20 protein-coding genes, 1 rRNA gene and 1 pseudogene are annotated in these 22,660 nt (G+C 56.3%); 13 read left to right on the top strand and 9 right to left on the bottom strand.

Annotation, left to right across the window (positions count from 1 at the left end; all coding sequences use genetic code 11):
- Positions 1-4: 4 nt before the first annotated feature.
- Both rrf and GVK32_RS11560 read left to right on the top strand, forming a co-directional pair.
- Positions 5-120: ribosomal RNA gene (gene rrf, locus GVK32_RS11565) — 5S ribosomal RNA — on the top strand.
- A 505-nt stretch (positions 121-625) separates the two neighbouring features.
- Positions 626-1,924 carry an MFS transporter gene (locus GVK32_RS11560; RefSeq protein ID WP_159868016.1) on the top strand — a complete coding sequence of 433 codons (1,299 nt, stop codon included), beginning with the start codon at positions 626-628 and terminating at the stop codon, positions 1,922-1,924.
- Positions 1,925-1,927: 3 nt separating this feature from the next.
- On the opposite strand, the gene GVK32_RS11555 is transcribed toward GVK32_RS11560, so the two are convergent.
- The 5 genes from GVK32_RS11555 to trxC all read right to left on the bottom strand — a co-directional run bounded on the left by GVK32_RS11555 (position 1,928) and on the right by trxC (position 7,650).
- Positions 1,928-2,251: a YfiM family lipoprotein gene (locus GVK32_RS11555; RefSeq protein ID WP_159868013.1), complete on the bottom strand. Its 324-nt coding sequence runs from the start codon at positions 2,249-2,251 to the stop codon at positions 1,928-1,930.
- A 41-nt stretch (positions 2,252-2,292) separates the two neighbouring features.
- Positions 2,293-3,648 carry a CDP-diacylglycerol--serine O-phosphatidyltransferase gene (gene pssA / locus GVK32_RS11550; protein ID WP_159868040.1) on the bottom strand — a complete coding sequence of 452 codons (1,356 nt, stop codon included), beginning with the start codon at positions 3,646-3,648 and terminating at the stop codon, positions 2,293-2,295.
- A gap of 114 nt (positions 3,649-3,762) precedes the next feature.
- Positions 3,763-6,420: a protein lysine acetyltransferase gene (pat, locus tag GVK32_RS11545; protein ID WP_159868010.1), complete on the bottom strand. Its 2,658-nt coding sequence runs from the start codon at positions 6,418-6,420 to the stop codon at positions 3,763-3,765.
- Between the two features lie 35 nt (positions 6,421-6,455).
- Complete coding sequence (gene tapT / locus GVK32_RS11540; protein ID WP_159868007.1) at positions 6,456-7,154, bottom strand: tRNA-uridine aminocarboxypropyltransferase; 699 nt, start codon at positions 7,152-7,154, stop codon at positions 6,456-6,458.
- A 70-nt stretch (positions 7,155-7,224) separates the two neighbouring features.
- Entirely contained in the window at positions 7,225-7,650 is a 426-nt protein-coding gene (gene trxC, locus GVK32_RS11535; RefSeq protein WP_041146770.1) for a thioredoxin TrxC, read from the bottom strand.
- Positions 7,651-7,853: 203 nt separating this feature from the next.
- Between trxC and GVK32_RS11530 the strand changes: the two genes are divergently transcribed.
- Positions 7,854-8,924: a tRNA/rRNA methyltransferase gene (locus tag GVK32_RS11530; RefSeq protein WP_159868004.1), complete on the top strand. Its 1,071-nt coding sequence runs from the start codon at positions 7,854-7,856 to the stop codon at positions 8,922-8,924.
- Positions 8,925-9,005: 81 nt separating this feature from the next.
- On the opposite strand, the gene ung is transcribed toward GVK32_RS11530, so the two are convergent.
- Positions 9,006-9,695 carry a uracil-DNA glycosylase gene (ung, locus tag GVK32_RS11525; RefSeq protein WP_159868037.1) on the bottom strand — a complete coding sequence of 230 codons (690 nt, stop codon included), beginning with the start codon at positions 9,693-9,695 and terminating at the stop codon, positions 9,006-9,008.
- A gap of 316 nt (positions 9,696-10,011) precedes the next feature.
- Between ung and grcA the strand changes: the two genes are divergently transcribed.
- Complete coding sequence (grcA, locus tag GVK32_RS11520; protein WP_076947771.1) at positions 10,012-10,395, top strand: autonomous glycyl radical cofactor GrcA; 384 nt, start codon at positions 10,012-10,014, stop codon at positions 10,393-10,395.
- Positions 10,396-10,449: 54 nt separating this feature from the next.
- On the opposite strand, the pseudogene GVK32_RS11515 reads toward grcA, so the two are convergent.
- Positions 10,450-10,794: pseudogene (locus GVK32_RS11515) on the bottom strand (PTS transporter subunit EIIC); the annotation flags it as partial.
- Between the two features lie 70 nt (positions 10,795-10,864).
- Positions 10,865-12,190, bottom strand: coding sequence for an ATP-dependent RNA helicase SrmB (srmB, locus tag GVK32_RS11510; RefSeq protein ID WP_159868001.1), 1,326 nt, complete (start codon positions 12,188-12,190; stop codon positions 10,865-10,867).
- A 130-nt stretch (positions 12,191-12,320) separates the two neighbouring features.
- On the opposite strand from srmB, the gene GVK32_RS11505 reads away from it, so the two are divergent.
- Positions 12,321-13,058, top strand: a complete 738-nt coding sequence (locus GVK32_RS11505) for a tRNA1(Val) (adenine(37)-N6)-methyltransferase (protein WP_123710382.1) — start codon at positions 12,321-12,323, stop codon at positions 13,056-13,058.
- On the opposite strand, the gene nadB is transcribed toward GVK32_RS11505, so the two are convergent.
- Entirely contained in the window at positions 13,043-14,662 is a 1,620-nt protein-coding gene (gene nadB / locus GVK32_RS11500) for an L-aspartate oxidase (protein ID WP_159867998.1), read from the bottom strand. The genes GVK32_RS11505 and nadB overlap by 16 nt on opposite strands.
- A gap of 420 nt (positions 14,663-15,082) precedes the next feature.
- Here nadB and rpoE point away from each other — a divergent pair, with 420 nt between their 5' ends.
- From rpoE to era, 8 genes are all read left to right on the top strand, one after another.
- Complete coding sequence (rpoE, locus tag GVK32_RS11495) at positions 15,083-15,658, top strand: RNA polymerase sigma factor RpoE (RefSeq protein ID WP_041146760.1); 576 nt, start codon at positions 15,083-15,085, stop codon at positions 15,656-15,658.
- A gap of 31 nt (positions 15,659-15,689) precedes the next feature.
- Positions 15,690-16,340 (top strand): anti-sigma-E factor RseA, encoded by a 651-nt coding sequence (gene rseA, locus GVK32_RS11490; protein WP_041146759.1) that lies wholly within the window; start codon positions 15,690-15,692, stop codon positions 16,338-16,340.
- Positions 16,340-17,296: a sigma-E factor regulatory protein RseB gene (gene rseB / locus GVK32_RS11485; protein ID WP_041146758.1), complete on the top strand. Its 957-nt coding sequence runs from the start codon at positions 16,340-16,342 to the stop codon at positions 17,294-17,296. The genes rseA and rseB overlap by 1 nt, the downstream gene beginning before the upstream one ends.
- Entirely contained in the window at positions 17,293-17,772 is a 480-nt protein-coding gene (gene rseC, locus GVK32_RS11480) for a SoxR-reducing system protein RseC (RefSeq protein WP_123710380.1), read from the top strand. The genes rseB and rseC overlap by 4 nt, the downstream gene beginning before the upstream one ends.
- Before the next feature lie 186 nt (positions 17,773-17,958).
- Positions 17,959-19,758: a translation elongation factor 4 gene (lepA, locus tag GVK32_RS11475; protein WP_045856386.1), complete on the top strand. Its 1,800-nt coding sequence runs from the start codon at positions 17,959-17,961 to the stop codon at positions 19,756-19,758.
- A 16-nt stretch (positions 19,759-19,774) separates the two neighbouring features.
- Positions 19,775-20,749 (top strand): signal peptidase I, encoded by a 975-nt coding sequence (gene lepB / locus GVK32_RS11470; protein WP_159867995.1) that lies wholly within the window; start codon positions 19,775-19,777, stop codon positions 20,747-20,749.
- A gap of 294 nt (positions 20,750-21,043) precedes the next feature.
- Positions 21,044-21,724 carry a ribonuclease III gene (gene rnc, locus GVK32_RS11465; RefSeq protein ID WP_041146753.1) on the top strand — a complete coding sequence of 227 codons (681 nt, stop codon included), beginning with the start codon at positions 21,044-21,046 and terminating at the stop codon, positions 21,722-21,724.
- Positions 21,721-22,626 carry a GTPase Era gene (gene era / locus GVK32_RS11460; protein WP_041146752.1) on the top strand — a complete coding sequence of 302 codons (906 nt, stop codon included), beginning with the start codon at positions 21,721-21,723 and terminating at the stop codon, positions 22,624-22,626. The genes rnc and era overlap by 4 nt, the downstream gene beginning before the upstream one ends.
- Positions 22,627-22,660 lie beyond the last annotated feature (34 nt).

Below are 22,660 nucleotides of genomic sequence, written 5' to 3'. Positions count from 1 at the left end.
TTTGCCTGGCGGCAATAGCGCGGTGGTCCCACCTGACCCCATGCCGAACTCAGAAGTGAAACGCCGTAGCGCCGATGGTAGTGTGGGGTCTCCCCATGTGAGAGTAGGGAACTGCCAGGCATCAAATAAAGCAAAAGGCTCAGTCGAAAGACTGGGCCTTTTGTTTTATCTGTTGTTTGTCGGTAAGCGCTCTCCTGAGGAGGACAAATTCGTCGGGAACGAATTTGCACAGCACGCAGTGCTGCCCGGAGGGTGGCGGGCAGGAGGCCCGGCATACAACTGTCAGGCATCAAACAAAGAAACCTCATGCGCAGGCATGGGGTTTTTTGTTGTCTGCGGTTCAGGAAAAGCGGCCGGACGCCGTCCGGATAGGACACTGGGCGATCTCATTCGCCGCAAACTGCAACATAAAAGCCTACTGACGCCGCCTCACCCCCATATTTCACTCTATCCCCGCTCCTGCTTTATCGTTCATTCCGAATACCCGCATGACGAAAATAAATGTGAGTTAAATCACATATAAAAATATAACAATTATATAACATTTGTCTTACTAATTGATTTGTCTAAGTGACGTGGTACGCCCGACGAGACAGATTGCAGTCTTTGCTGGAGCAGAATAACAATGGTAGAAAGCAGTATTAACGAACGGGGATCGCTGAAACACGCTGATACCCGCCGTCGCATATGGGCGATTGTTGGGGCATCCTCGGGGAATTTGGTTGAATGGTTTGATTTTTATGTCTACTCATTCTGCTCTCTCTATTTTGCGCATATCTTCTTCCCCTCAGGAAACACCACCACCCAGCTGCTACAAACCGCAGGCGTATTCGCCGCCGGCTTCCTGATGCGCCCCATCGGCGGATGGCTGTTTGGCCGTATTGCCGATCGCCGTGGCCGCAAGGCTTCGATGCTTATCTCGGTGTGCATGATGTGCATGGGCTCGCTGGTTATTGCCTGCCTGCCGGGCTACGCGACGATCGGCACATGGGCTCCCGTACTCCTGCTGCTGGCCCGCCTTTTCCAGGGTATCTCGGTCGGCGGTGAATACGGAACCAGCGCAACCTACATGAGTGAGGTTGCCGTTGAGGGGAAGAAAGGCTTCTACGCATCCTTCCAGTACGTAACGCTTATCGGCGGGCAGCTGCTGGCGGTCCTGGTGGTGGTGGCGCTGCAGCAGATTCTCAGCGATGAACAGCTGCACGCCTGGGGATGGCGTATTCCTTTTGCGCTGGGAGCTGTACTGGCGGTAGTGGCGCTATGGCTCCGGCGTCAGCTGGATGAAACTTCGCAGCAGGAGACCCGGGCGCTGAAAGAAGCGGGATCCTTTAAAGGATTGTGGCGTCATCGCCGGGCATTCATGATGGTGCTGGGCTTTACCGCCGCCGGCTCACTAAGTTTTTACACCTTTACGACCTATATGCAGAAATACCTGGTCAATACGGCAGGGATGAGCGCCAGTACGGCCAGCATGATTATGACCGCCGCTCTGTTTTTCTATATGCTGGCTCAGCCGCTATTTGGTGCGCTATCGGACAGGATTGGTCGGCGAACCTCAATGCTCTGTTTCGGCGTACTCGTGACCCTCTTTACCGTACCGATTCTGAGCGCATTGCAAAATGTCACTTCACCGTATGCCGCATTCGCGCTGGTTATGTGCGCCTTACTGATCGTCAGTTTCTATACCTCGATCAGCGGTATTTTGAAGGCGGAGATGTTCCCGGCTCAGGTACGTGCACTAGGCGTGGGGTTATCCTACGCGGTCGCTAATGCGCTGTTCGGCGGCTCGGCTGAATATGTCGCATTGCTGTTAAAATCAGTCGGAGCAGAACACGCGTTTTACTGGTATGTCACCGTCATGGGAGCGTTAGCTTTCTTCGTCTCCCTGATGCTACACCGTAAGGGCAAGGGATTACGCCTGTAGATATTACAGATGCGTCAGCTGCCACACCGCGTAGCCGGTTGTGGCGCCGGCCACGTCCCAGGCAAAATCTTTCCAGCTCCAGCCGCTCCCCGCCGGGCGGCTATCCCACAGCTCCTTCGATGCGCCCAGGCTTACCGAAAACATAAAGCCGATGGCGGCGCTGCGATCGCGGCTGTAACCCTGATGCTGCGCGTATTCGTTACCCGCTGCAGAGAGCATGGCTGAGGCGAGAAAGTGCTGGGCCTTATCCTGGCCGCGCCATGAATCATTGGCCATATGGCTACAGCCGCTCAGCAGCAGAGGAGCGATGATGATGACTTTACGCATAACGATCCCATAAAAAAGCCCCGGCGAAGCGGGGCTGGAATTCAGAGAATACGGCTGATAAGCCGGTCGATACGGATGCGCCTCAGGCGGCGAATCAGCTTACGCACTTTTACCGGATACTCGGCGATGCTTTGCAGGTCGCGATAGTGCTTAACCACCGTCGTATGCTGGCGAATCAGATGCAGCTCTTTTTCACGCATCGCGCCAAGCTGGTGCTGCGGATCGTGGATAAGAATGGCGTTTTCCAGATCGAGGCGCCAGGCGCGCGGATTAAGATTATTGCCGGTCAGCAGCATCCATTCGTCATCAACCCACATGCCTTTCAGGTGATAGCTGTTATCGTCATCCTTCCACAAACGGACAATCAGCTGATCGGTGTTGACATAGTACTGCAGCCGGCTCAGGAAGCGGCGTAGGTTGATCTCATACAGATAGGGGAGCGCGCCGATAATCTTAAACGGCTGATCTTCAGGAATATAGAAGTCGTTTGCCGTCTTATCGCCGACGATAATTTCTACCGTCTTCCCGCTGCGCAGCAGCTGGATGATATTACGCACCAGCAGAGCTGGAAGGTTAAAGTACGGCGTACAGATAGTCAGCTTCCGCTCCGCGCAGGGCATCAGATGAAAGATGGTTTTGTTCAGCAGGCTTGATTTCCCGAGGCCGACCAGCGGCGTTACCGACAGACTATCGTTTTCCGCATCGCCGACATAATGATAGCCGCTGTCTCGAAGTTCCTGGCGGTACTGACGGATATCATTTTTAATTTCCGGGCTTTTTGGGCGATCGGGTCTGTCGAGGCGATTCACGCCACGGCCTTCGACCAGATGATGCTCGACCCAGTCGAACATCACGTCGGCCATTTTGCGGTTGCGAATGCACTGATAGCGATCGTAGCGATACTTATCGTGCTGATGAAGATAAACATCATTCAGGCTTGCGCCGCTGTAGAGCACGCAGTCATCAACGATGAAACCTTTAAAATGCAGTACGCCGAGGGCTTCGCGGGTATTCACCGGCACGCCGTAAACCGGGATATCAACACCAGGATTTTCCTGCGCCATGCGGCAGTACCAGTCGGCGTTGGTGTTGGCTGCCGCAGCGCCAATGCGCCCGCGCTGGGCTCGGTGCCAGTCAACCAGGATACGAACATCTAATTCTGGACGCTGGCGTTTGGCGTCATAGAGTGCCTGCAGAATTCCTTTGCCGCCATCATCTTGCTCCAGATAGAGCGCAATAATGCAAATACGCTGGGTGGCGTGAGCTATCTTTGCCAGTAACGCTTGCCGAAAATCTGCGGGAGCGTAAAAGAACTCGATATCATCAACTGACTGAGAAAGCTTAGGGAGTTGGGCAAGGTGTTGTTGATGTTTATTACGCTTAAATTTTGACAACATCACAGTGCGTTTCTTCTCTGTTTATTGAAGGGTCTTCTGTACCATGCAGACGACGTAAGCGGGCAATAATAACATTACTACCCGCTAAAGTAGTCAACAATTGCGGTCGTCAGTTTATGATTGTTGCGCTGAAAATTGCAGGGACAGGCTGACAATCCCGTCTTCCAGCTGAATATCCACCTTAAAGCCAAGCTTCCTGGCAAGAGCAATCATCCCCCTGTTATTGGGCATTGTGATCCCGTTTAACCGCTGCAGACCGTGGCTTTGCGTATAGGTAATCAGCTTTTCCATCAGCCGGCGGCCTAAACCTAATCCCTTCAAATCGGAGCGGACCAGGACGGCGAATTCCGCATCAATGTTATCGGGATCGGAAATCGCGCGCGTAACGCCGAGGATCTCATCTCCCTCTGGGCTCGCGCGTACCGCAACAAAGGCCATTTCTCGATCGTAGTCGATCTGCGTCATATTGGCTAAATCATCGTGAGTAAATTCATTGATCTCGCTGAAGTAGCGGTAATAGAGATCTTCTTTGGTCACCTGAGCGATAAAGGCCAGCAGCTGCGGTTCATCTTCGGGCAAAATTGGGCGGAACAGGCAGCGTTCACCATTTTTCAACACCACCCACTCCTCCTGCTGCTGGGGATAAGGGCGTATCGCCAGCCGGCTTTCGCTATCGCCGGTGAACGGGGCAAGGCCCAGCGTCACGTCGAGCGCGGTAAACTCGTTGCCGGACGCCAGCAGAGGGTGGATGTCCAGCCGCTGGATCTCCGGGCAGTCGACGACAAGGTTCGACACCTGAACCAGCAGCTGGCTTAAGCCGGAGATATCCAGCGGGCGCAGGGCGCTGCGGCCACGGATCTTTTTGCTTTTGATCGCCTGGATCACCAGGTAGCGGGCCAGGTTCATATTGAGCGGCGGCAGGGCGACGGCGGCCTGATCCTCCGCGCGCCATTCGACGCCGCCTTCACCCAGCATAATCAGCGGACCGAAGACCGGATCCTGTTCAACGACCACCCGCAGCTCCTGCGCTCCGGCGCGATTTGCCATGCTTTGTACCAGCAGGCCATGAATACGCGCCTGGGGCCAGGTCATTTTGACCCGGTCAAAAATAGCATCTGCCGCCTGCTGTACTTCGGCGGCGGTACGCAGATAGAGCATTACGCCCTGAACTTCTGACTTGTGCGGGATATCCGGGGAACGCAGCTTCAGCGCAACCGGGTAGCCAATTTGCTCGGCGATGTGCACCGCCTCGGCGCTGTCGGCGGCAATCCACGTCGGCAGGGTATGGATGCCATAGGCGCGCAGCACGGGGCTGACTTCGTGGGTATCTAAGGTACTTGCGCCTTCGGTTATTGCCCGCTGCAGCAGCGTATGGGCTTCTGCAGTGTTAGCCGTCACCGTATCCGAAAGCACCGGCGTTTCCCGCAGCTGCTTCTGGTTACGTCGGTACTCCACCATATGCATAAAGGCAGTAATGGTACCTTCCGGTGTACGGTAGGTTGGCAGACCCGCATCGCTGAACAGGCGTCGGGCTTCCTGAGACGAATATTCGCCGCACCAGTTCGTCAGCACCGTAACGTACTTGCCGCGCGGATGGTTTTTTAAGGCGTCAATCAGCGCCAGCGCGCTTTCGGTTCCCGGCGCGGCCGCGCTCGGAGAGTGAATGACCTGCAGGGCATCATAATCCTGGCTATCCAGCAGCACGTTGAGCGCCTTGAGATAGTGCTCGCTGCTGGCATCATCGCGCAGATCCAGCGGGTTAGCGATATCGATACTTCCCGGCAGCGCCTGCCGCAGCCTGTCGCCGGTCTCATCGCTTAGCGACGCGAGTTTACCATTGCGCAGCCAAAGTTCGTCCAGCGCCAGCGCCGCAGGGGCCGCGCCGTTGCTGACTATCATTAATTTCTCGCCCCGCAGAGGGCGCATATGGCTCAGCGTCTCGACGGCGGAGAAGAGCTCATGGGTATCCTGCACCCGCAGCAGGCCCGCGCGCTGAATCGCGGCGTCCCAGGCCGGATCCATCCCCGAGTTGACGTGCAGCAGCTTTTGCGCCGCCGGGCTGCGCCCGCTTTTAATCACCAGAATTGGCTTATTGCGCGATGCGCTTCGGGCCGCGGAAACAAAGCGGCGGGCGTCGCTGAGATGTTCGAGATAGAGCAGAATGGCGCTGGTTTTGCTATCGCGGGCAAGGAAATCGAGCAGATCGTCAACGTCGATATCCAGGCTGTCGCCCAGCGCAATAAAGTATGAGAAACCCATCTCGCGCTGCTGCGCCCAGTCAAGAATGGTATTCGACACCGCGGCGGACTGAGAGATAAACGCCAGCTTGCCCCGGCGAATCGGCACCGGCGAAAAGCTGGCATTCAGCCCTTGCCAGGGCGCCAGCAGTCCGAGACTGTTTGGGCCCAGCAGCCGCATCTGATAGCGGGCGGCACGCTCGAGCAGCGCCGGATACTGCTCCGGCGGGGAGGAGAGGATAATGCAGGTTTTGCAGCCCTTTTGCCCCAGAGCTTCAAGCAGCTCAAGGTTTCGCCGGGCGTTGGTGCAGAGTACGGCAAGATCGGGAGTAAACGGCAGGCTGTCGATAGTCGGCCATGCCAGCACGCCCTGAACGGCTTTCCATGCCGGAGTGACCGGCAGGACCGGGCCGTTAAAGCCGCCGGCCAGCAGGTTGCGCATCATCAGATAACCGGCACGCTGTGGTTTCATTGACGCGCCAATGACGGCGATCGATTTTGGCCGCAATAGTGCTTCCAGGCCTCGTTGGCTCATACCGGTCTCCTTTGATCCCCAGTGACCGGATGATTTTAAACGCTTTCCGCCTCTTGTGCTGTGATACTGCCCTTATGCTGCGTCTTTCCTGCCAGGTAGCGGCTTCTGAACAGGCTAAAGTGATCCCCGAGCGCGCCCGCGGCGTTTGTGTCTCCGGCGAGATCCAGCAGGGCAATGGCCACTTCCGCCGTACAGTATTGCCCCTCAGCGTGGGCCTCTCTCAGGTGATAGGCCGAAATACGTGAAAGATCGACGGAAATGACCGGCAGCGCGTCAAGGTACGGGCTTTTACGGAACATTTTTCGCGCTTCGGTCCAGGTGCCGTCGAGCATAATAAATAGCGGCGGTTTACCCGCAGGCGGCGAGTTCAGCACCTCGCGCTCCGTTCCGGCATATGACGCCGGGAAAACGACCATTGGCTGGTAATCAGGATCGGCGACCAGATCGAGCAGCGCCTGCGGCGGTTCGGTTCGTGACCACTGAAACGCTTTGGTGTCCGGCAGGATATCGGCGATAAGGCGCCCGGTGTTGCTTGGCTTCATCGGCTCGGTATCGAACATCACCAGGCAAAAGCGGCTGCTGGCCGCTGCGGGGGCGAGGGTTGCGCACAGGCACTGCTTCAACGGCAGCAAACAGCGCTGGCAGCGGTGGACTCGATTACCGCGAGCAAGAAAAGGTCGGGTCGCGCGCGCGAGGCGTTCGGCACGCAGGCGAAGAACGGCGTTATCAATCATGGGGTGTCGCTAAAAGAAAACGCCATTGTCGCAGAGGAGAAAACGGGGCACAAGCGCTGCCCCGTCAGGTTTACTGCTGGTTGGCCTCGTTAAGCCAGCTGTCGAACGGTGCCTTAGGTACCGCTCCGTTCAGCATGTCGATGACTTCGCCGTTTTTAAACATCATAATGGTCGGAATGCTGCGAATGCGAAAACGCGCGCTCAGCTCACGTTCAGCTTCGGTATTGACCTTCACGAAGCGCATTTGGCCGCTGCGTTCCTCCGCAACGTCTTCAAAGATCGGGGCGAAATTACGGCAGGGTCCGCACCACGGGGCCCAGAAATCGACAACAACCGGCAGATCGTCCTTCAGCAGTTTATCCAGCATTGCCCCGGTCGCGTTGATGACGTCGCCGTCAAAAAGATCGTGGCCGCAGCGCCCGCACTTAGCGCCATCGGCGCTACGATCGTCGGGGATGCGGTTGAGAGCCTGACAACTGGCACAAACGGTATTCATAACTAACCTCTGGTTATGGGTTGCAGCGCGGCACGTGGCCGATTTGTATCTGTAATGTTACATATTATCGATTAGGTACCGTTAAACGACAATGCATTTTGTTCGATGAATACGATAGACCCTATCTTTTAAACGAAATAATGGCGAAGCGGTGATACATCGGGTAATCTGCGCGCTTCGCGCAGCGCAGGTGGAGAAAATTGATGAGCGACGAACTGAAAAATAAAAGCGGCAAGGTCAAAGTGATGTATGTCCGCAGTGATGATGATTCTGACAGACGCACCCATAACCCGCGTACCGGGAAAGGGGGAGGGCGCCCAGGAAAATCTCGTGTTGACGGCCGTAGCCGCCCTGCCCGCGATGAAAGAAACAGCCGCGGTGATGACCGCAAACGTGACGATCGTAAACGCGATGATTTCGATCGTGATGGGGGCTCCCCGTGGCGTACCGTTTCACGTGCACCGAATGACGAAGCCGCAGCCAAGCCGGATCACGGCGGGATCAGCGGTAAAAGCTTTATCGATCCGGAAGTGCTGCGCCGTCAGCGTGCGGAAGAGACCCGCGTGTATGGCGAAAATGCCTGCCAGGCGCTTTTCCAGAGCCGTCCGGACGCTATCGTTCGCGCCTGGTTCGTGCAGAGCGTCACCCCGCGCTTTAAAGAAGCCCTGCGCTGGATGGCGGCCAACCGTAAAGCCTATCACGTGGTTGACGAAGCCGAGCTGGCGAAAGCATCCGGCACCGAGCACCACGGTGGGGTTTGCTTCTTGATTAAGAAACGTAACGGGACTTCCGTTGCGCAGTGGGTCGCTAAGGCCGATGCAGAAGATTGCGTACTGGCGCTTGAAGACGTCGGTAACCCGCACAATCTTGGCGCCATCATGCGTAGCTGCGCCCACTTCGGCGTGAAGGGCGTGGTGGTTCAGGATGCCGGCATGCTGGAATCCGGTGCGGCCATTCGTACCGCAGAGGGCGGCGCCGAGCACGTAGAGCCGATTACCGGCGATAGCTTCCTCGACACGATGGAGCAGTTCCGCGCGGCGGGCTATGCGATTGTTTCTACCTCCAGCCACAACGGGACGCCGCTCTACAAAGCCGAGCTGCCGAAGAAAATGGTGCTGGCGTTAGGCCAGGAGAGCGATGGTCTGTCTGATGCGGCGATCTCCAGCGCGGATCTGAACGTAGCTATCGAAGGCACCGGCAATGTCGAAAGCCTGAACGTCTCCGTCGCGACCGGCGTTCTGCTGGCCGAATGGTGGCGCCAGAACAAGGCCTGATGCCCGATCTGTCTGAAAAAAATGCCAGCGTAATGCTGGCATTTTTGTTTTTACGCTGAGCGTAACGGGCGCGGGACCCGGCTACTTCTCGGCGGCCGGTAGGGTCGGCATCCAGTCAATCGGCGCTTCGCCGCGTTCGGCCAGCCACTGGTTGGCCTGGACAAAATGGTTGCTGCCGAAAAAGCCCCGGTGGGCGGAGAGTGGGGACGGATGCGGCGCCTTCAGCACGCAGTGGCGCTGGCGGTCGATGATGGCACCTTTCTTCTGTGCGTGCGCGCCCCACAGTAAAAACACAACCCCTTCCCGATGCTCGTTGATCAGCGAAATAACCTTATCGGTAAAGGTTTCCCAGCCAAGGCTGGCATGAGAATGCGCCTGCCCCGCGCGCACCGTTAATACCGTATTGAGCAGCAGCACGCCCTGGCGCGCCCAGCTTTCAAGATAACCATGCGTGGGACGGCTGAAGCCAGGGATGGTTCCCTCCAGCTCTTTATACATATTCAACAGCGACGGCGGAGTTTGGATCCCTGGCAGTACGGAAAAGGCCAGGCCGTGCGCCTGTCCCGGCCCGTGATAGGGATCCTGCCCGAGAATAACCACTTTTACATCCCCGATCTCGGTATAGCGAAAGGCGTTGAAAATATCTTTTTGCGGCGGGTAAATCGTAATGCCCGACTGGCGCTCTTCGGCGACGGTTTTCAGGGTATTCACAAAATAGGGCTGTTGCTTCTCTTCCGCCAGCACGTCGTGCCAGGTCAGTGGGGTGGTCATCATGCTCTCCTGCAAAGTGGTATCGCTATAGCTTAACGGCTTCTTTCTGCATAACAAAATCTCTGCCGCTTTGCTGACGTGTTCTCTGCAAAAATAGTTGAAAATTTACAAAATTATTTGGCATTCGCTATGGCGTAACTTGATGTAAAACAATAATATCCCTTCATACCCACTTTTAATTAGTGGTTTTTATTGATTTGGGTCAATGAATGCCGAGTGTTCGGCTGATATATATACACTCATACAACAATGGTTTTACCAATTGGCCATGAACGGGCCAACAGAACGAATAAATATTGCCTAAGGGAGGCATCACATGATTACAGGTATCCAAATTACTAAAGCGGCAAACGACGACCTGCTGAACTCTTTCTGGCTGCTGGATAGCGAAAAGGGCGAAGCGCGCTGCCTGTGTGCAAAAGGCGGTTTTGCTGAAGATGACGTGGTTGCGGTGAACAAGCTCGGCGAAATCGAATACCGTGAGATTCCGCTCGACGTTAAACCGGAAGTGCGCGTTGAAGGTGGTCAGCACCTGAACGTTAACGTCCTGCGTCGTGAAACGCTGATGGATGCGGTTGAACATCCGGAGAAATACCCGCAGCTGACCATCCGCGTATCCGGCTATGCGGTACGTTTTAACTCTCTGACGCCAGAGCAGCAGCGCGACGTTATTGCACGTACTTTCACTGAAAGTCTGTAAGCGTTAGTAAAAACCCCCGGTTCAATCGAGCCGGGGGTTTTTTATTATCTCAGGCTAGCGCTCCTGCCTTACCAGCAGCGTGGTGAGGGTGAACGACAATACTATGGCGATCGCCACGCCCGACAGCGCAAAGATAAAGTAGGGGCCGATGTAAGCCGGCAGGCTAAAAATGCTCGACAGAATGTAGCCATACAGCCGCACGCCGAAGAAAGCGATAAAGGCCGAGGCCAGCGAACTGGCAACGGTGGCCGCGACGAACGCTTTTTTATAGCGCGTTAAGACGCCAAACAGCGCGGGCTCGGTGATCCCAAGCAGCGCGGAAATCGCCGCAGACAGCGTAACCGTGCGCTGCTGGCGGTTTTTACTCACGCGCCAGATAGCAAAGGTTGCGCCCGATATCACTCCCCGCGGCGCTGTCACCGCAGGCGTAAATGCAAAAACGCCGGGATATCCCGGCGTTCTTTTACTCTTAGCTCGACTGCTGCGGCTTATCGCTGCCGCTCGGCTTACGACGCTTGCCGACATTTTTAGCATCGCGGTGACGTTTCTTCACGCGCGGCTTTTCTTGTTCCTCTTTTTTCTTCTCTGCGCGTTTGGCCAGCACCTTCTTGGAAGGCTTGCCGGTTTGCTTCTCGCTCGGCGCACGGGTTGAAGGGCGCAGTTCGTCGATAACGCGAGCCTTCAGCGGCTCGTCAATGTAGCGACCGATTTTGCCCAGCAGCAGGTGGTCATGTGCCTCAACCAGAGAAATCGCCACGCCTTTCTTCCCGGCACGACCGGTTCGGCCGATACGGTGCAGATAGGTATCCGCGGTGCGCGGCATATCGAAGTTGAAGACGTGGCTCACGTCCGGGATATCGATCCCGCGCGCGGCAACGTCGGTAGCAATCAGCACGTTCATGCGGCCATCGGTCATGCGCTTAATCGCTTCGTTACGCTTCGCCTGAACCATTTCGCCTTCCAGCCAGCAGGTATTGATACCGGCTTCACGCAGCCAGGATGCCAGCTCATGAACGCGCTCGCGCTTGCGCACAAAGACGATAGAGCGGGTGGCGTCCGGCTGTTGCAGCAGGTTTATCAGCAGAGCGGTTTTATGCTTAACGTCATCGGCGCGGTAGTACCACTGATGGATTTTCTTCCGCTCGCGGGTGGAAGGGGATGCGGACACCTCCACCGGCTCTTCCAGCAGACGCTCGGCAAAATCTTTGATGGCATCGCCTTCGAGGGTCGCGGAGAACAGCATGGTCTGCTTGCGCCAGCGGGTTTCGCCGGCAATATGTTCGATATCCTGAGCGAAGCCCAAATCCAGCATCCGATCCGCTTCATCGAGGATCAGCGTTTCTACGGCGCGGCAGTCGAAGTTTTCTTCTTTAATATACTGCAGCAGGCGGCCGGTGGTGGCGACCACGATATCCTGGTTTTCGCTGAACACTTCCGCGTGGTTCATGTACGCGACGCCGCCGGTGATGGTGGCGATATCGAGATGGGTGTGCGCCGCCAGTTCGCGCGCATGGTCAGCAACCTGCATCGCCAGCTCGCGGGTTGGCGTCAGGATCAGAATACGCGGAGGCCCTGATTTCTTGCGCGGGAAATCAAGCAGGTGCTGCAACGCTGGCAGCAGATACGCCGCTGTTTTACCGGTGCCGGTCGGGGCTGAACCGAGAATATCACGGCCATCGAGCGCAGGCGGAATAGCGGCGGCCTGAATGGCTGTCGGGCGTGTGAAACCTTTTTCCTGGAGGGCTTCCAGCAGGTTTTCGTCGAGTTCAAGTTCGGAAAAAGTCGTTACAGTCATTATCTACCTCTGAGTGGACCGACGATTATAGACGTTACGGGCGCAATGTTCATCTGTTTGTAAGGCTATCTGTTCTCCGGTATTGTGCATAGCCTCAAGCTCAGGAGTTTTTGCCCGCAAGGTTGTTAGGATGTCTCAGTCGAAGTTTGCGCTGCCGCGCAATGGTTTTACGTTTAAACAATTCTTTGTCGCTCACGACCGCTGCGCAATGAAAGTGGGTACCGACGGTATTCTGCTCGGCGCGTGGGCGCCGATTGCTCAGGTTAAGCACGTGCTGGATATCGGTACCGGCAGCGGGCTGCTGGCCCTGATGCTGGCTCAGCGTACCGGGGAGCAGGTGGCGCTGGATGCGGTTGAACTGGATGAAGAGGCGGCAGAACAGGCGCGGGAAAACGCCGTTGCTTCGCCATGGCCCGCCCGCATCCAGGTGCATCAAGCCGATATTCAGCAGTGGCAGCCGCCGCAAACCCGACGCTATGAGCTGATTGTCAGCAATCCGCCGTTTTTTGCCGAAGGCGTGCCCTGCGCAACATCCCAGCGCGAACAGGCGCGATATACGACCACGCTCGATCACGTGACGCTATTAAGCTGTGCCGCTGAGTGTATCACAGAGGAGGGATTTTTCTGCGTGGTGCTGCCGGTGGATATTGGCGACGCGTTTGCCCGGCGCGCGCAAACGATGGGGTGGCATCTGCGTTTACGCACCGACGTGGCGGAAACGGAAATACGTGCGCCGCATCGGGTGCTCCTTGCCTTCTCGCCGACGGCGGGGGAGTGCTTCAGTGACAGGCTGATTATCCGTGGGCCAGAGCAGCAATACTCCGAAGGATTTACCGCGCTGACCCAGGACTTTTATCTCTTTATGTGAGCGTCCGGCGTGAGAACAGACGGCCCGCTGTCCGGCAGCAGATCCGGGTAGTCCAGCGTATAGTGCAGGCCGCGGCTCTCTTTGCGCAGCATCGCGCAGCGGACAATCAGCTCGGCAACCTGCACCAGGTTACGCAGCTCCAGCAGGTTGTTGGAGACGCGGAAGCGGGCATAGTATTCGTCGAGCTCCTGCTGCAGCATGGTTATGCGCCGCAGGGCGCGCTCCAGGCGACGGGTTGTGCGCACAATCCCGACGTAGTCCCACATCAGCAGGCGCAGCTCGTGCCAGTTATGCTGGATAACGACCAGCTCATCGGGGATTTCAACCTGGCTCTCGTCCCAGGCCGGCAGGTCGGTAACCGCCTGGGACTGCGGCATGATGCGCCGAATATCTTCGGCGGCCGACCAGCCGTAGACCAGGCATTCGAGCAGCGAGTTGGAGGCCATGCGGTTGGCGCCGTGGAGCCCGGTGTAGCTGACTTCACCGATAGCATACAACCCCTCGACATCGGTCCGCCCGTTATCATCTACCATCACCCCGCCGCAGGTGTAATGCGCCGCCGGTACGATCGGCACCGGCTCTTTCGTCAGGTCGATACCGAGACCGAGTAGCTTCTCGTAGATCATCGGGAAGTGCTGACGAATAAAGGCTTCGGGCTTGTGGCTGATATCCAGATACATGCAGTCAACGCCGAGACGCTTCATCTCATGGTCAATGGCGCGGGCGACGACGTCGCGCGGAGCCAGCTCGCCGCGGGCGTCAAAATCGGGCATAAAGCGTGAACCGTCCGGCCGCTTCAGGTGAGCGCCTTCGCCGCGCAGCGCTTCGGTCAGCAGGAAATTGCGCGCCTGCGGATGGTACAGCGCGGTAGGGTGGAACTGATTGAACTCCAGGTTGGCGACGCGGCAGCCCGCACGCCAGGCCATGGCTATACCGTCGCCGGAGGATACGTCCGGGTTCGTGGTGTATTGATACACCTTGGCCGCTCCGCCGGTTGCCAGAACAACGGCTTTCGCCCCCCAGGTCTCAACCTTTTCTTTATTACGGTTCCAGATCCACGCCCCGACGACCCGACGGTCGCCGGGAAGGCCAATCTTGTCAGAAATAATCAGATCGACGGCATTGCTACGTTCGAGCACGCGGATATTGGGGTGTGAAAGCGCCTGGCTCACCAGGGTGGTTTCCACCGCTTTACCGGTGGCATCGGCGGCGTGGAGAATGCGGCGATGGCTGTGGCCGCCTTCACGCGTCAGGTGATAGCTCTCCTCGCCGTTGGCCTGGACCTGGGTGTCGAACAGCACGCCCTGATCGATAAGCCACTGCACGCAGGATTTGGCGTTGCTCGCCACGAAGGAGACGGCGTGACGATCGCACAGGCCCGCTCCGGCAATCAGCGTATCCTCCACGTGAGATTCGATGCTGTCCGTTTCATCAAAGACGGCGGCGATGCCGCCCTGCGCATAAAGAGTGGAGCCTTCGCTGATCGGGCCTTTGCTCAGTACGGTGACCGAACTGTGCTCCGCTAAACGCAAGGCAAGCGACAAACCGGCAGCGCCGCTGCCAATAATCAATACATCACAGAAGAACTCAGGAGTTGTATTCATGGCCTTTGTTTAATTTACTAAACACAGTTGAGCCACAATAGCACCACGTCGTGACGAATCGTACATTTTTTTTACCGTTGGTTGCAGAAACTAAACATGCTGCGCTAAAGCGGTGGGGGAGAAATGAAAGAAAATATTTGCGAAGCAGATCGTTAGCTTCAGATTTTATAGTGAAATATAAACCGTGTTACGTTACCCTTCTCGCGGACCTTACGCTTTTTCCTCATCATCTTACCTGCGCTGAGTAACGGGACATATAATGAGAGATAACAAATCGTCCGCCATTGCCAGACAAAAATCAAAGGCGTAACGGAACTTTATTGTTTTCAGGTACTCCAATCGACTGCTTGCTCATAATGCAGTGATTGGGTAGTGCTTTGAAGACGCATGGGAATTAGGTTTGGGGAGACATTACCTCGGATGAGCGAGCAGTTAACGGATCAGGTCCTCGTCGAACGGGTCCAGAAAGGAGATCAGAAAGCGTTTAACCTGCTGGTGGTGCGCTATCAGCATAAGGTCGCGAGCCTGGTCTCCCGCTACGTGCCGCAGGGCGATATCCCGGACGTTGTTCAGGAGTCGTTCGTAAAGGCATGGCGTGCGCTGGATTCTTTCCGGGGAGATAGTGCTTTTTATACCTGGTTATATCGTATCGCCGTAAACACGGCGAAGAATTATCTGGTTGCTCAGGGTCGTCGCCCACCGTCCAGCGATGTTGATGCCAATGAGGCTGAAAACTTCGAAAGCGGCGGGGCGCTGAAAGAAATTTCGAACCCTGAGAACTTAATGTTGTCAGAAGAACTGAGACAAATAGTTTTTCGTACCATTGAATCGCTCCCGGAAGATTTACGTATGGCAATTACTTTGCGGGAGCTTGATGGCCTAAGCTATGAAGAGATAGCCGCTATCATGGATTGTCCGGTAGGGACGGTACGTTCGCGTATATTCCGGGCACGAGAAGCTATTGATAATAAAGTTCAACCGCTAATCAGGCGTTGACGATAGCGGAATACTGAAAAGGGTATCAGGCATGCAGAAAGAAAAACTTTCGGCCTTAATGGATGGTGAAACGCTGGATAACGAACTGCTTAATGAGCTGAGCGGTTCTTCTGAAATGCAAAAGACCTGGGAGAGCTACCATCTCATCCGCGATTCGCTGCGAGGCGACACCGCCGAGATGCTCCACTTTGATATCTCAGCTCGCGTGATGGCCGCCATCGAAAACGAGCCCGTTCGTCAGACGGTGCCGCTTATTCCCGAATCTCAGCCGGCACCGCACCAGTGGCGTCAGATGCCTTTCTGGCAGAAAGTGCGCCCGTGGGCCAGCTCGCTTACGCAGATGGGCGTCGCCGCGTGCGTATCGCTTGCTGTTATCGTCGGCGTCCAGCAGTATAATGGGCAAACCGAATCATCTCAGCAGCCTGAAGCACCGGTGTTTAATACCATGCCGATGATGGGTAAAGCGAGTCCGGTGAGCCTGGGTGTACCGGCAGATGCTTCCGCAGGAACCGGTCAACAGGTGCAGGTCCAGGAGCAGCGTCGCCGCATTAACGCCATGCTGCAGGACTATGAACTACAGCGTCGCCTGCATGCCGAACAGCTTCAGTTTGGTCAAGCCCAGACTCAGCAGGCCGCCGTTCAGGTACCGGGTTATCAAACTTTAGGAACGCAATCGCAGTAATGAAGCAACTTTGGTGTGCCATGTCGCTCATGGCAGGCAGCCTGTTCTTCTCTGTCAACGCCTCGGCTGATACCTCTTCCGGGGCGTTGTTGCAGCAAATGAACCTGGCTAGCCAGTCCCTCAATTATGAGCTGTCCTTCGTCAGCATCAACAAACAGGGCGTTGAGTCGCTGCGTTATCGTCACGCGCGGCTGAACAATCAACCTCTCGCTCAGCTTTTGCAGCTCGATGGTCCCCGTCGTGAGGTTGTGCTGCGCGGTAATGAAATCAGCTACTTCGAACCTGGCCTCGATCCGTTCACCCTGAACGGTGACTACATCGTTGATTCCCTGCCTTCACTGGCCTATACCGATTTCAAACGCCTGGCGTCCTACTACGACTTCATCTCCGTGGGACGTACGCGTATTGCCGATCGGCTGTGCGAAGTGATCCGCGTGGTGGCGAGAGACGGAACGCGATATAGCTATATCGTCTGGCTCGATGCGGAAACCCGGCTGCCGATGCGGGTTGATTTGCTTGACCGCGATGGCGAAACCCTGGAGCAGTTCCGGGTTGTGTCCTTTAGCGTTGGCGATAAGGTAAGCAGCAGCATGGAGACGCTGGCGAAGGCTAATTTGCCTCCGCAGCTGTCGGTGCCGGAAGGTGGCGATAAAGCTAACTTCAACTGGGCGCCAGCCTGGCTACCGCAGGGCGTCTCCGAGATATCCAGCAGCCAGCGCCGTCTGCCAACCTTCGACGGCCCGGTTGAATCTCGCCTCTATTCGGACGGGCTGTTTAGCTTCTCGATCAACGTCAATCGCGCAACAGCGAACAGCAGCGATCAGCTGCTACGCACCGGGCGTCGTACCGTGAGTACCACGGTACGCGACAGCGCGGAGATAACCGTGGTGGGCGAGCTGCCGCCGCAAACGGCTAAGCGCATAGCCGACAGCATCAAATTCAAGGCCGTACAATGATTAAAGAGTGGGCGACCGTCGTTTCCTGGCACAACGGGATGGCGCAGGTGCACTGCGATGTCAAAGCGTCCTGCAGCAGCTGCGCCTCGCGCGCCGGCTGCGGTAGCCGGGTGCTGAACAAGCTGGGGCCGCAAACCAGCCACACTATCAGCGTGCCCAGCGCAGAGCCGCTGAGCGCTGGGCAAAAAGTGGAGCTCGGCATCGCGGAAAGCAGCTTATTAGGCTCCGCGCTGTTAGTGTATATGGCGCCGCTGGTCGGGCTGTTTGTGATGGCATCTCTCTTCCAGGTGCTGTTCTCTAATGATTTTGCCTCCCTCTGCGGCGCGATACTTGGCGGCGTTGGCGGGTTCCTGGTCGCGCGCGGGCTCTCCCCCGGCCTGGCCGCTCGTCAGTCGTGGCAGCCGATCATCATTAGCGTGGGTTTAGCGCCCGATCTAGTGCGTATTGAGACACCCTCTTCAGAAGCAGGTCAGTGATTCCACTGGCCTTTATTTTTTATTTATCGCTCCCGTAAGATCCCGCCATTTACTCCGGCTATGCTAGCTGTAAGAGCATTTCCTGGTTTCAAGGATGTAGTGTAGAATGCGGCGTTTTCGGATTAAAAAACGTCAGGCACAGAACAGTGGCCTCATGATACGCGTAAGGCATAATTAACTCTAAATATGAAGAATATACGTAACTTTTCAATCATCGCCCACATCGACCACGGTAAGTCTACGTTGTCTGACCGTATCATCCAGATTTGCGGTGGCCTTTCCGATCGTGAAATGGAAGCCCAGGTACTGGACTCCATGGATCTTGAGCGTGAGCGCGGCATTACCATTAAGGCGCAGAGCGTCACCCTGGATTATAAGGCCACCAACGGTGAGACCTACCAGCTGAACTTTATCGACACCCCGGGACACGTCGACTTCTCCTATGAAGTTTCGCGCTCTCTGGCCGCCTGCGAAGGTGCGCTGCTGGTTGTCGATGCCGGTCAAGGGGTTGAAGCCCAGACGCTGGCTAACTGCTATACCGCGATGGAAATGGACCTGGAAGTTGTGCCGGTCCTCAACAAAATCGACCTGCCTGCGGCCGATCCGGAACGCGTAGCGGAAGAAATTGAAGATATCGTCGGTATCGACGCCACCGACGCGGTGCGCTGCTCGGCGAAGACCGGCGTAGGCGTTCCGGACGTGCTGGAACGACTGGTGCGCGACATTCCACCGCCGGAAGGCGACCCGGACGCTCCGCTGCAGGCGCTGATCATCGACTCCTGGTTCGACAACTACCTCGGCGTCGTCTCGCTGGTGCGTATTAAAAACGGCACCATGCGCAAGGGCGACAAGATTAAGGTCATCAGTACCGGACAGGTTTATAACGCCGATCGCCTCGGTATCTTTACGCCGAAGCAGGTCGATCGTACCGAGCTGAAGTGCGGCGAAGTTGGCTGGCTGGTGTGCGCGATTAAAGACATCCTCGGCGCGCCGGTGGGCGATACCCTGACCACTTCCCGTAACCCGGCTGACAAAGCGCTGCCTGGTTTCAAAAAGGTCAAACCGCAGGTGTACGCAGGCCTGTTCCCGGTTAGCTCGGACGATTACGAAAGCTTCCGCGATGCGCTGGGCAAACTGAGCCTCAACGACGCCTCTCTGTTCTATGAACCAGAAAGCTCGACGGCGCTGGGCTTTGGCTTCCGCTGCGGCTTCCTTGGCCTGCTGCACATGGAGATCATCCAGGAGCGTCTTGAGCGTGAATACGATCTGGACCTGATTACCACGGCGCCAACGGTGGTCTATGAAGTCGAGACGACGGCGAAAGAGGTTATCTACGTCGACAGCCCGTCCAAGCTGCCGCCGCTGAATAACATTTACGAGCTGCGCGAGCCTATTGCCGAGTGTCATATGCTGCTGCCGCAGGAGTTCCTCGGCAACGTCATCACCCTTTGCATCGAGAAGCGCGGCGTGCAGACCAACATGGTTTACCACGGTAAACAGGTTGCGCTGACCTATGAAATCCCGATGGCGGAAGTGGTCCTCGACTTCTTCGACCGGCTGAAGTCAACGTCTCGCGGCTACGCGTCGCTGGACTACAACTTCAAGCGCTTCCAGGCATCCAACATGGTGCGCGTCGATGTGCTGATCAACAGCGAGCGCGTTGATGCGCTGGCGCTGATTACCCACAACGATAACGCTCCGTACCGCGGCCGCGAGCTGGTAGAGAAGATGAAAGAGCTGATCCCGCGTCAGCAGTTCGATATCGCGATTCAGGCGGCAATCGGCAATCACATCATCGCCCGTGCTACCGTTAAGCAGCTGCGTAAAAACGTCCTCGCGAAATGCTATGGCGGCGACGTGAGCCGTAAGAAGAAGCTGCTGCAGAAGCAGAAAGACGGTAAGAAGCGCATGAAACAAGTGGGCAACGTTGAGCTGCCGCAGGAAGCGTTCCTCGCCATTCTGCACGTGGGTAAAGACGGAAAATAACCATTAAGGAGTTGGCATGGCGAACATGTTTGCCCTGATCCTGGTGATCGCAACCCTGGTAACGGGGCTTTTATGGTGTCTGGATAAGTTTATCTTCGCACCGAAGCGTCGCGCAGGTCAGGCCGCAGCCCAGGAAGCGACCGCTGAAGGCCTGGATAAAACAACGCTGAAGAAGGTCGGCCCGAAACCGGGCTGGCTGGAAACGGGGGCCTCGGTGTTCCCGGTGCTGGCGATCGTGCTGGTGGTGCGTTCGTTTATTTACGAACCCTTCCAGATCCCGTCAGGCTCAATGATGCCGACGCTGCTGATCGGCGATTTTATTCTGGTAGAGAAGTTTGCCTACGGGATTAAAGATCCTATCTATCAGAAAACGCTGATCGAAACCGGGCATCCGAAGCGTGGCGATATCGTGGTGTTTAAATACCCGGAAGATCCGCGCCTCGACTACATCAAGCGCGCGGTGGGTTTACCGGGTGATAAAGTCACCTACGATCCGTTAGCCAAGCAGGTCACTATCCAGCCGGGATGCAGTTCCGGACAGGCGTGCGGCAACGCGCTGCCGGTCACTTACTCTAACGTTGAGCCGAGCGATTTCGTCCAGACCTTCTCTCGCAGCAACGGCGGTGAAGCGACCAGCGGATTCTGGCAGCTGCCGAAGGGCGAGAGCAAGGCGGACGGTATCCGTCTGACCGAGCGCAAAGAGACGCTGGGTGACGTTACCCACCGTATTCTGACCGTGCCGATTGCCCAGGATCAGGTGGGGATGTACTACCATCAGTCCGGTCTGCCGCTGGCGACCTGGATTGTGCCGCCGGGCCACTATTTCATGATGGGCGACAACCGCGATAATAGCGCGGATAGCCGCTACTGGGGCTTCGTGCCGGAAGCCAACCTGGTGGGTAAAGCCACGGCTATCTGGATGAGCTTCGAAAAACAGGAAGGCGAGTGGCCAACCGGCGTGCGTTTATCGCGCATCGGCAGCATCCACTAATTTCCCTGCCCGATTCACGCTGCCGCTGCAATATCGGCAGCGTGAATTATTTAATATTTAAATCTATCCAAACTAACGACATCCCCTGTCGTTGCGTATAGAATATCCCCCCGAAGTTTTGGTTGTCTCTCGTAAGAGTGACACTGCACACGAAACCGCGTTGGTTGTTTATTCTCTCAATAATTTGGGTTGCAGAAAGGCGACAAGCAAGCGCGCATGCAACGTGAAGTTGGCGAGAATGCTCAGGTCGGTTTCGTGTGCTGCATTTTTGACGCATTCATCTATTGGTAACGCATGAACCCCATCGTAATTAATCGGCTTCAACGGAAGCTGGGCTACACTTTTAATCATCAGGAGCTGTTGCAACAGGCATTAACTCACCGCAGTGCCAGCAGCAAACACAATGAGCGCCTGGAATTCTTAGGCGACTCTATTTTGAGTTTTGTGATCGCGAATGCGCTCTACCATCGTTTCCCTCGGGTTGACGAAGGCGATATGAGCCGCATGCGCGCGACGCTGGTACGAGGCAACACGCTGGCGGAAATCGCTCGCGAGTTCGAGCTGGGTGAATGTCTGCGTCTGGGGCCGGGTGAATTGAAAAGCGGTGGCTTCCGTCGTGAATCGATTCTGGCTGATACCGTCGAAGCGTTAATTGGCGGAGTCTTCCTCGACAGCGATATTCAGAATATCGAACGTCTGATCCTCTCCTGGTACCAAACTCGTCTGGACGAAATTAGCCCGGGCGATAAGCAAAAAGATCCGAAGACTCGCCTGCAGGAGTATCTGCAGGGTCGCCATCTGCCGCTGCCATCTTATTTGGTAGTTCAGGTGCGCGGGGAAGCACACGATCAGGAATTTACTATCCACTGCCAGGTTAGCGGCCTGAGTGAACCGGTGGTCGGCACGGGTTCCAGCCGTCGCAAGGCGGAGCAGGCTGCCGCCGAACAGGCGCTGAAAAAGCTGGAGCTGGAATGAGCGAAGAAAAAAATTATTGCGGGTTTGTTGCCATCGTTGGCCGCCCGAACGTGGGTAAATCCACGCTGTTGAACAAGCTGCTTGGGCAGAAGATTTCGATTACTTCTCGTAAAGCGCAGACCACCCGTCACCGCATCGTCGGCATCCATACCGAAGGGCCGTATCAGGCAATCTACGTTGATACCCCGGGCCTGCATATGGAAGAGAAGCGGGCGATCAACCGCCTGATGAACAAAGCGGCGAGCAGCTCGATTGGCGACGTTGAGCTGGTGATCTTCGTTGTTGAAGGCACCCGCTGGACCGCGGACGACGAAATGGTGCTGGGCAAGCTGCGCGACGCCAGGGCGCCGGTTATTCTTGCGGTGAACAAAGTCGATAACGTGCAGGAGAAGGCCGATCTGCTGCCGCACCTGCAGTTCCTGGCAAGCCAGATGAACTTCCTCGATATCGTGCCGATTTCCGCGGAAACCGGAACTAACGTCGATACCATCGCCGGGATCGTGCGCAAGCATCTGCCGGAAGCGATTCATCACTTCCCGGAAGATTACATTACCGATCGCTCCCAGCGCTTTATGGCTTCTGAAATCATCCGTGAGAAGCTGATGCGCTTCCTCGGGGCCGAGCTGCCGTACTCCGTAACGGTAGAGATCGAGCGTTTCCAGACCAACGAACGCGGCGGTTATGACATTAACGGCCTGATCCTGGTTGAGCGCGAAGGTCAGAAGAAGATGGTTATTGGCAACAAAGGCGCCAAAATCAAAACCATCGGTATTGAAGCACGTAAAGACATGCAGGATATGTTCGAAGCACCGGTTCACCTCGAACTGTGGGTGAAGGTCAAATCCGGCTGGGCCGACGACGAGCGCGCTCTGCGCAGCCTCGGTTACGTTGACGATCTCTGAGTTTGCTACTCCATGGCTTTCGAGGTGCAGGCAG

Origin of the sequence: Klebsiella sp. 18074 (assembly GCF_902705905.1) — a bacterium.
GTDB classification, from domain to species: domain Bacteria; phylum Pseudomonadota; class Gammaproteobacteria; order Enterobacterales; family Enterobacteriaceae; genus Klebsiella; species Klebsiella terrigena.
The sequence above is the reverse complement of the archived record's forward strand: the minus strand, read 5'-3'. Positions and strand labels throughout refer to the sequence as shown.

Excerpts from the sequence above, each read along its gene's own strand:
- GVK32_RS11560 (WP_159868016.1), top strand. The coding sequence starts at position 626 with ATGGTAGAAAGCAGTATTAACGAACGGGGATCGCTGAAACACGCTGAT.
- GVK32_RS11555 (WP_159868013.1), bottom strand. The coding sequence starts at position 2,251 with ATGCGTAAAGTCATCATCATCGCTCCTCTGCTGCTGAGCGGCTGTAGC.
- pssA (WP_159868040.1), bottom strand. The coding sequence starts at position 3,648 with ATGTTGTCAAAATTTAAGCGTAATAAACATCAACAACACCTTGCCCAA.
- pat (WP_159868010.1), bottom strand. The coding sequence starts at position 6,420 with ATGAGCCAACGAGGCCTGGAAGCACTATTGCGGCCAAAATCGATCGCC.
- tapT (WP_159868007.1), bottom strand. The coding sequence starts at position 7,154 with ATGATTGATAACGCCGTTCTTCGCCTGCGTGCCGAACGCCTCGCGCGC.
- trxC (WP_041146770.1), bottom strand. The coding sequence starts at position 7,650 with ATGAATACCGTTTGTGCCAGTTGTCAGGCTCTCAACCGCATCCCCGAC.
- GVK32_RS11530 (WP_159868004.1), top strand. The coding sequence starts at position 7,854 with ATGAGCGACGAACTGAAAAATAAAAGCGGCAAGGTCAAAGTGATGTAT.
- ung (WP_159868037.1), bottom strand. The coding sequence starts at position 9,695 with ATGACCACCCCACTGACCTGGCACGACGTGCTGGCGGAAGAGAAGCAA.
- grcA (WP_076947771.1), top strand. The coding sequence starts at position 10,012 with ATGATTACAGGTATCCAAATTACTAAAGCGGCAAACGACGACCTGCTG.
- srmB (WP_159868001.1), bottom strand. The coding sequence starts at position 12,190 with ATGACTGTAACGACTTTTTCCGAACTTGAACTCGACGAAAACCTGCTG.
- GVK32_RS11505 (WP_123710382.1), top strand. The coding sequence starts at position 12,321 with ATGTCTCAGTCGAAGTTTGCGCTGCCGCGCAATGGTTTTACGTTTAAA.
- nadB (WP_159867998.1), bottom strand. The coding sequence starts at position 14,662 with ATGAATACAACTCCTGAGTTCTTCTGTGATGTATTGATTATTGGCAGC.
- rpoE (WP_041146760.1), top strand. The coding sequence starts at position 15,083 with ATGAGCGAGCAGTTAACGGATCAGGTCCTCGTCGAACGGGTCCAGAAA.
- rseA (WP_041146759.1), top strand. The coding sequence starts at position 15,690 with ATGCAGAAAGAAAAACTTTCGGCCTTAATGGATGGTGAAACGCTGGAT.
- rseB (WP_041146758.1), top strand. The coding sequence starts at position 16,340 with ATGAAGCAACTTTGGTGTGCCATGTCGCTCATGGCAGGCAGCCTGTTC.
- rseC (WP_123710380.1), top strand. The coding sequence starts at position 17,293 with ATGATTAAAGAGTGGGCGACCGTCGTTTCCTGGCACAACGGGATGGCG.
- lepA (WP_045856386.1), top strand. The coding sequence starts at position 17,959 with ATGAAGAATATACGTAACTTTTCAATCATCGCCCACATCGACCACGGT.
- lepB (WP_159867995.1), top strand. The coding sequence starts at position 19,775 with ATGGCGAACATGTTTGCCCTGATCCTGGTGATCGCAACCCTGGTAACG.
- rnc (WP_041146753.1), top strand. The coding sequence starts at position 21,044 with ATGAACCCCATCGTAATTAATCGGCTTCAACGGAAGCTGGGCTACACT.
- era (WP_041146752.1), top strand. The coding sequence starts at position 21,721 with ATGAGCGAAGAAAAAAATTATTGCGGGTTTGTTGCCATCGTTGGCCGC.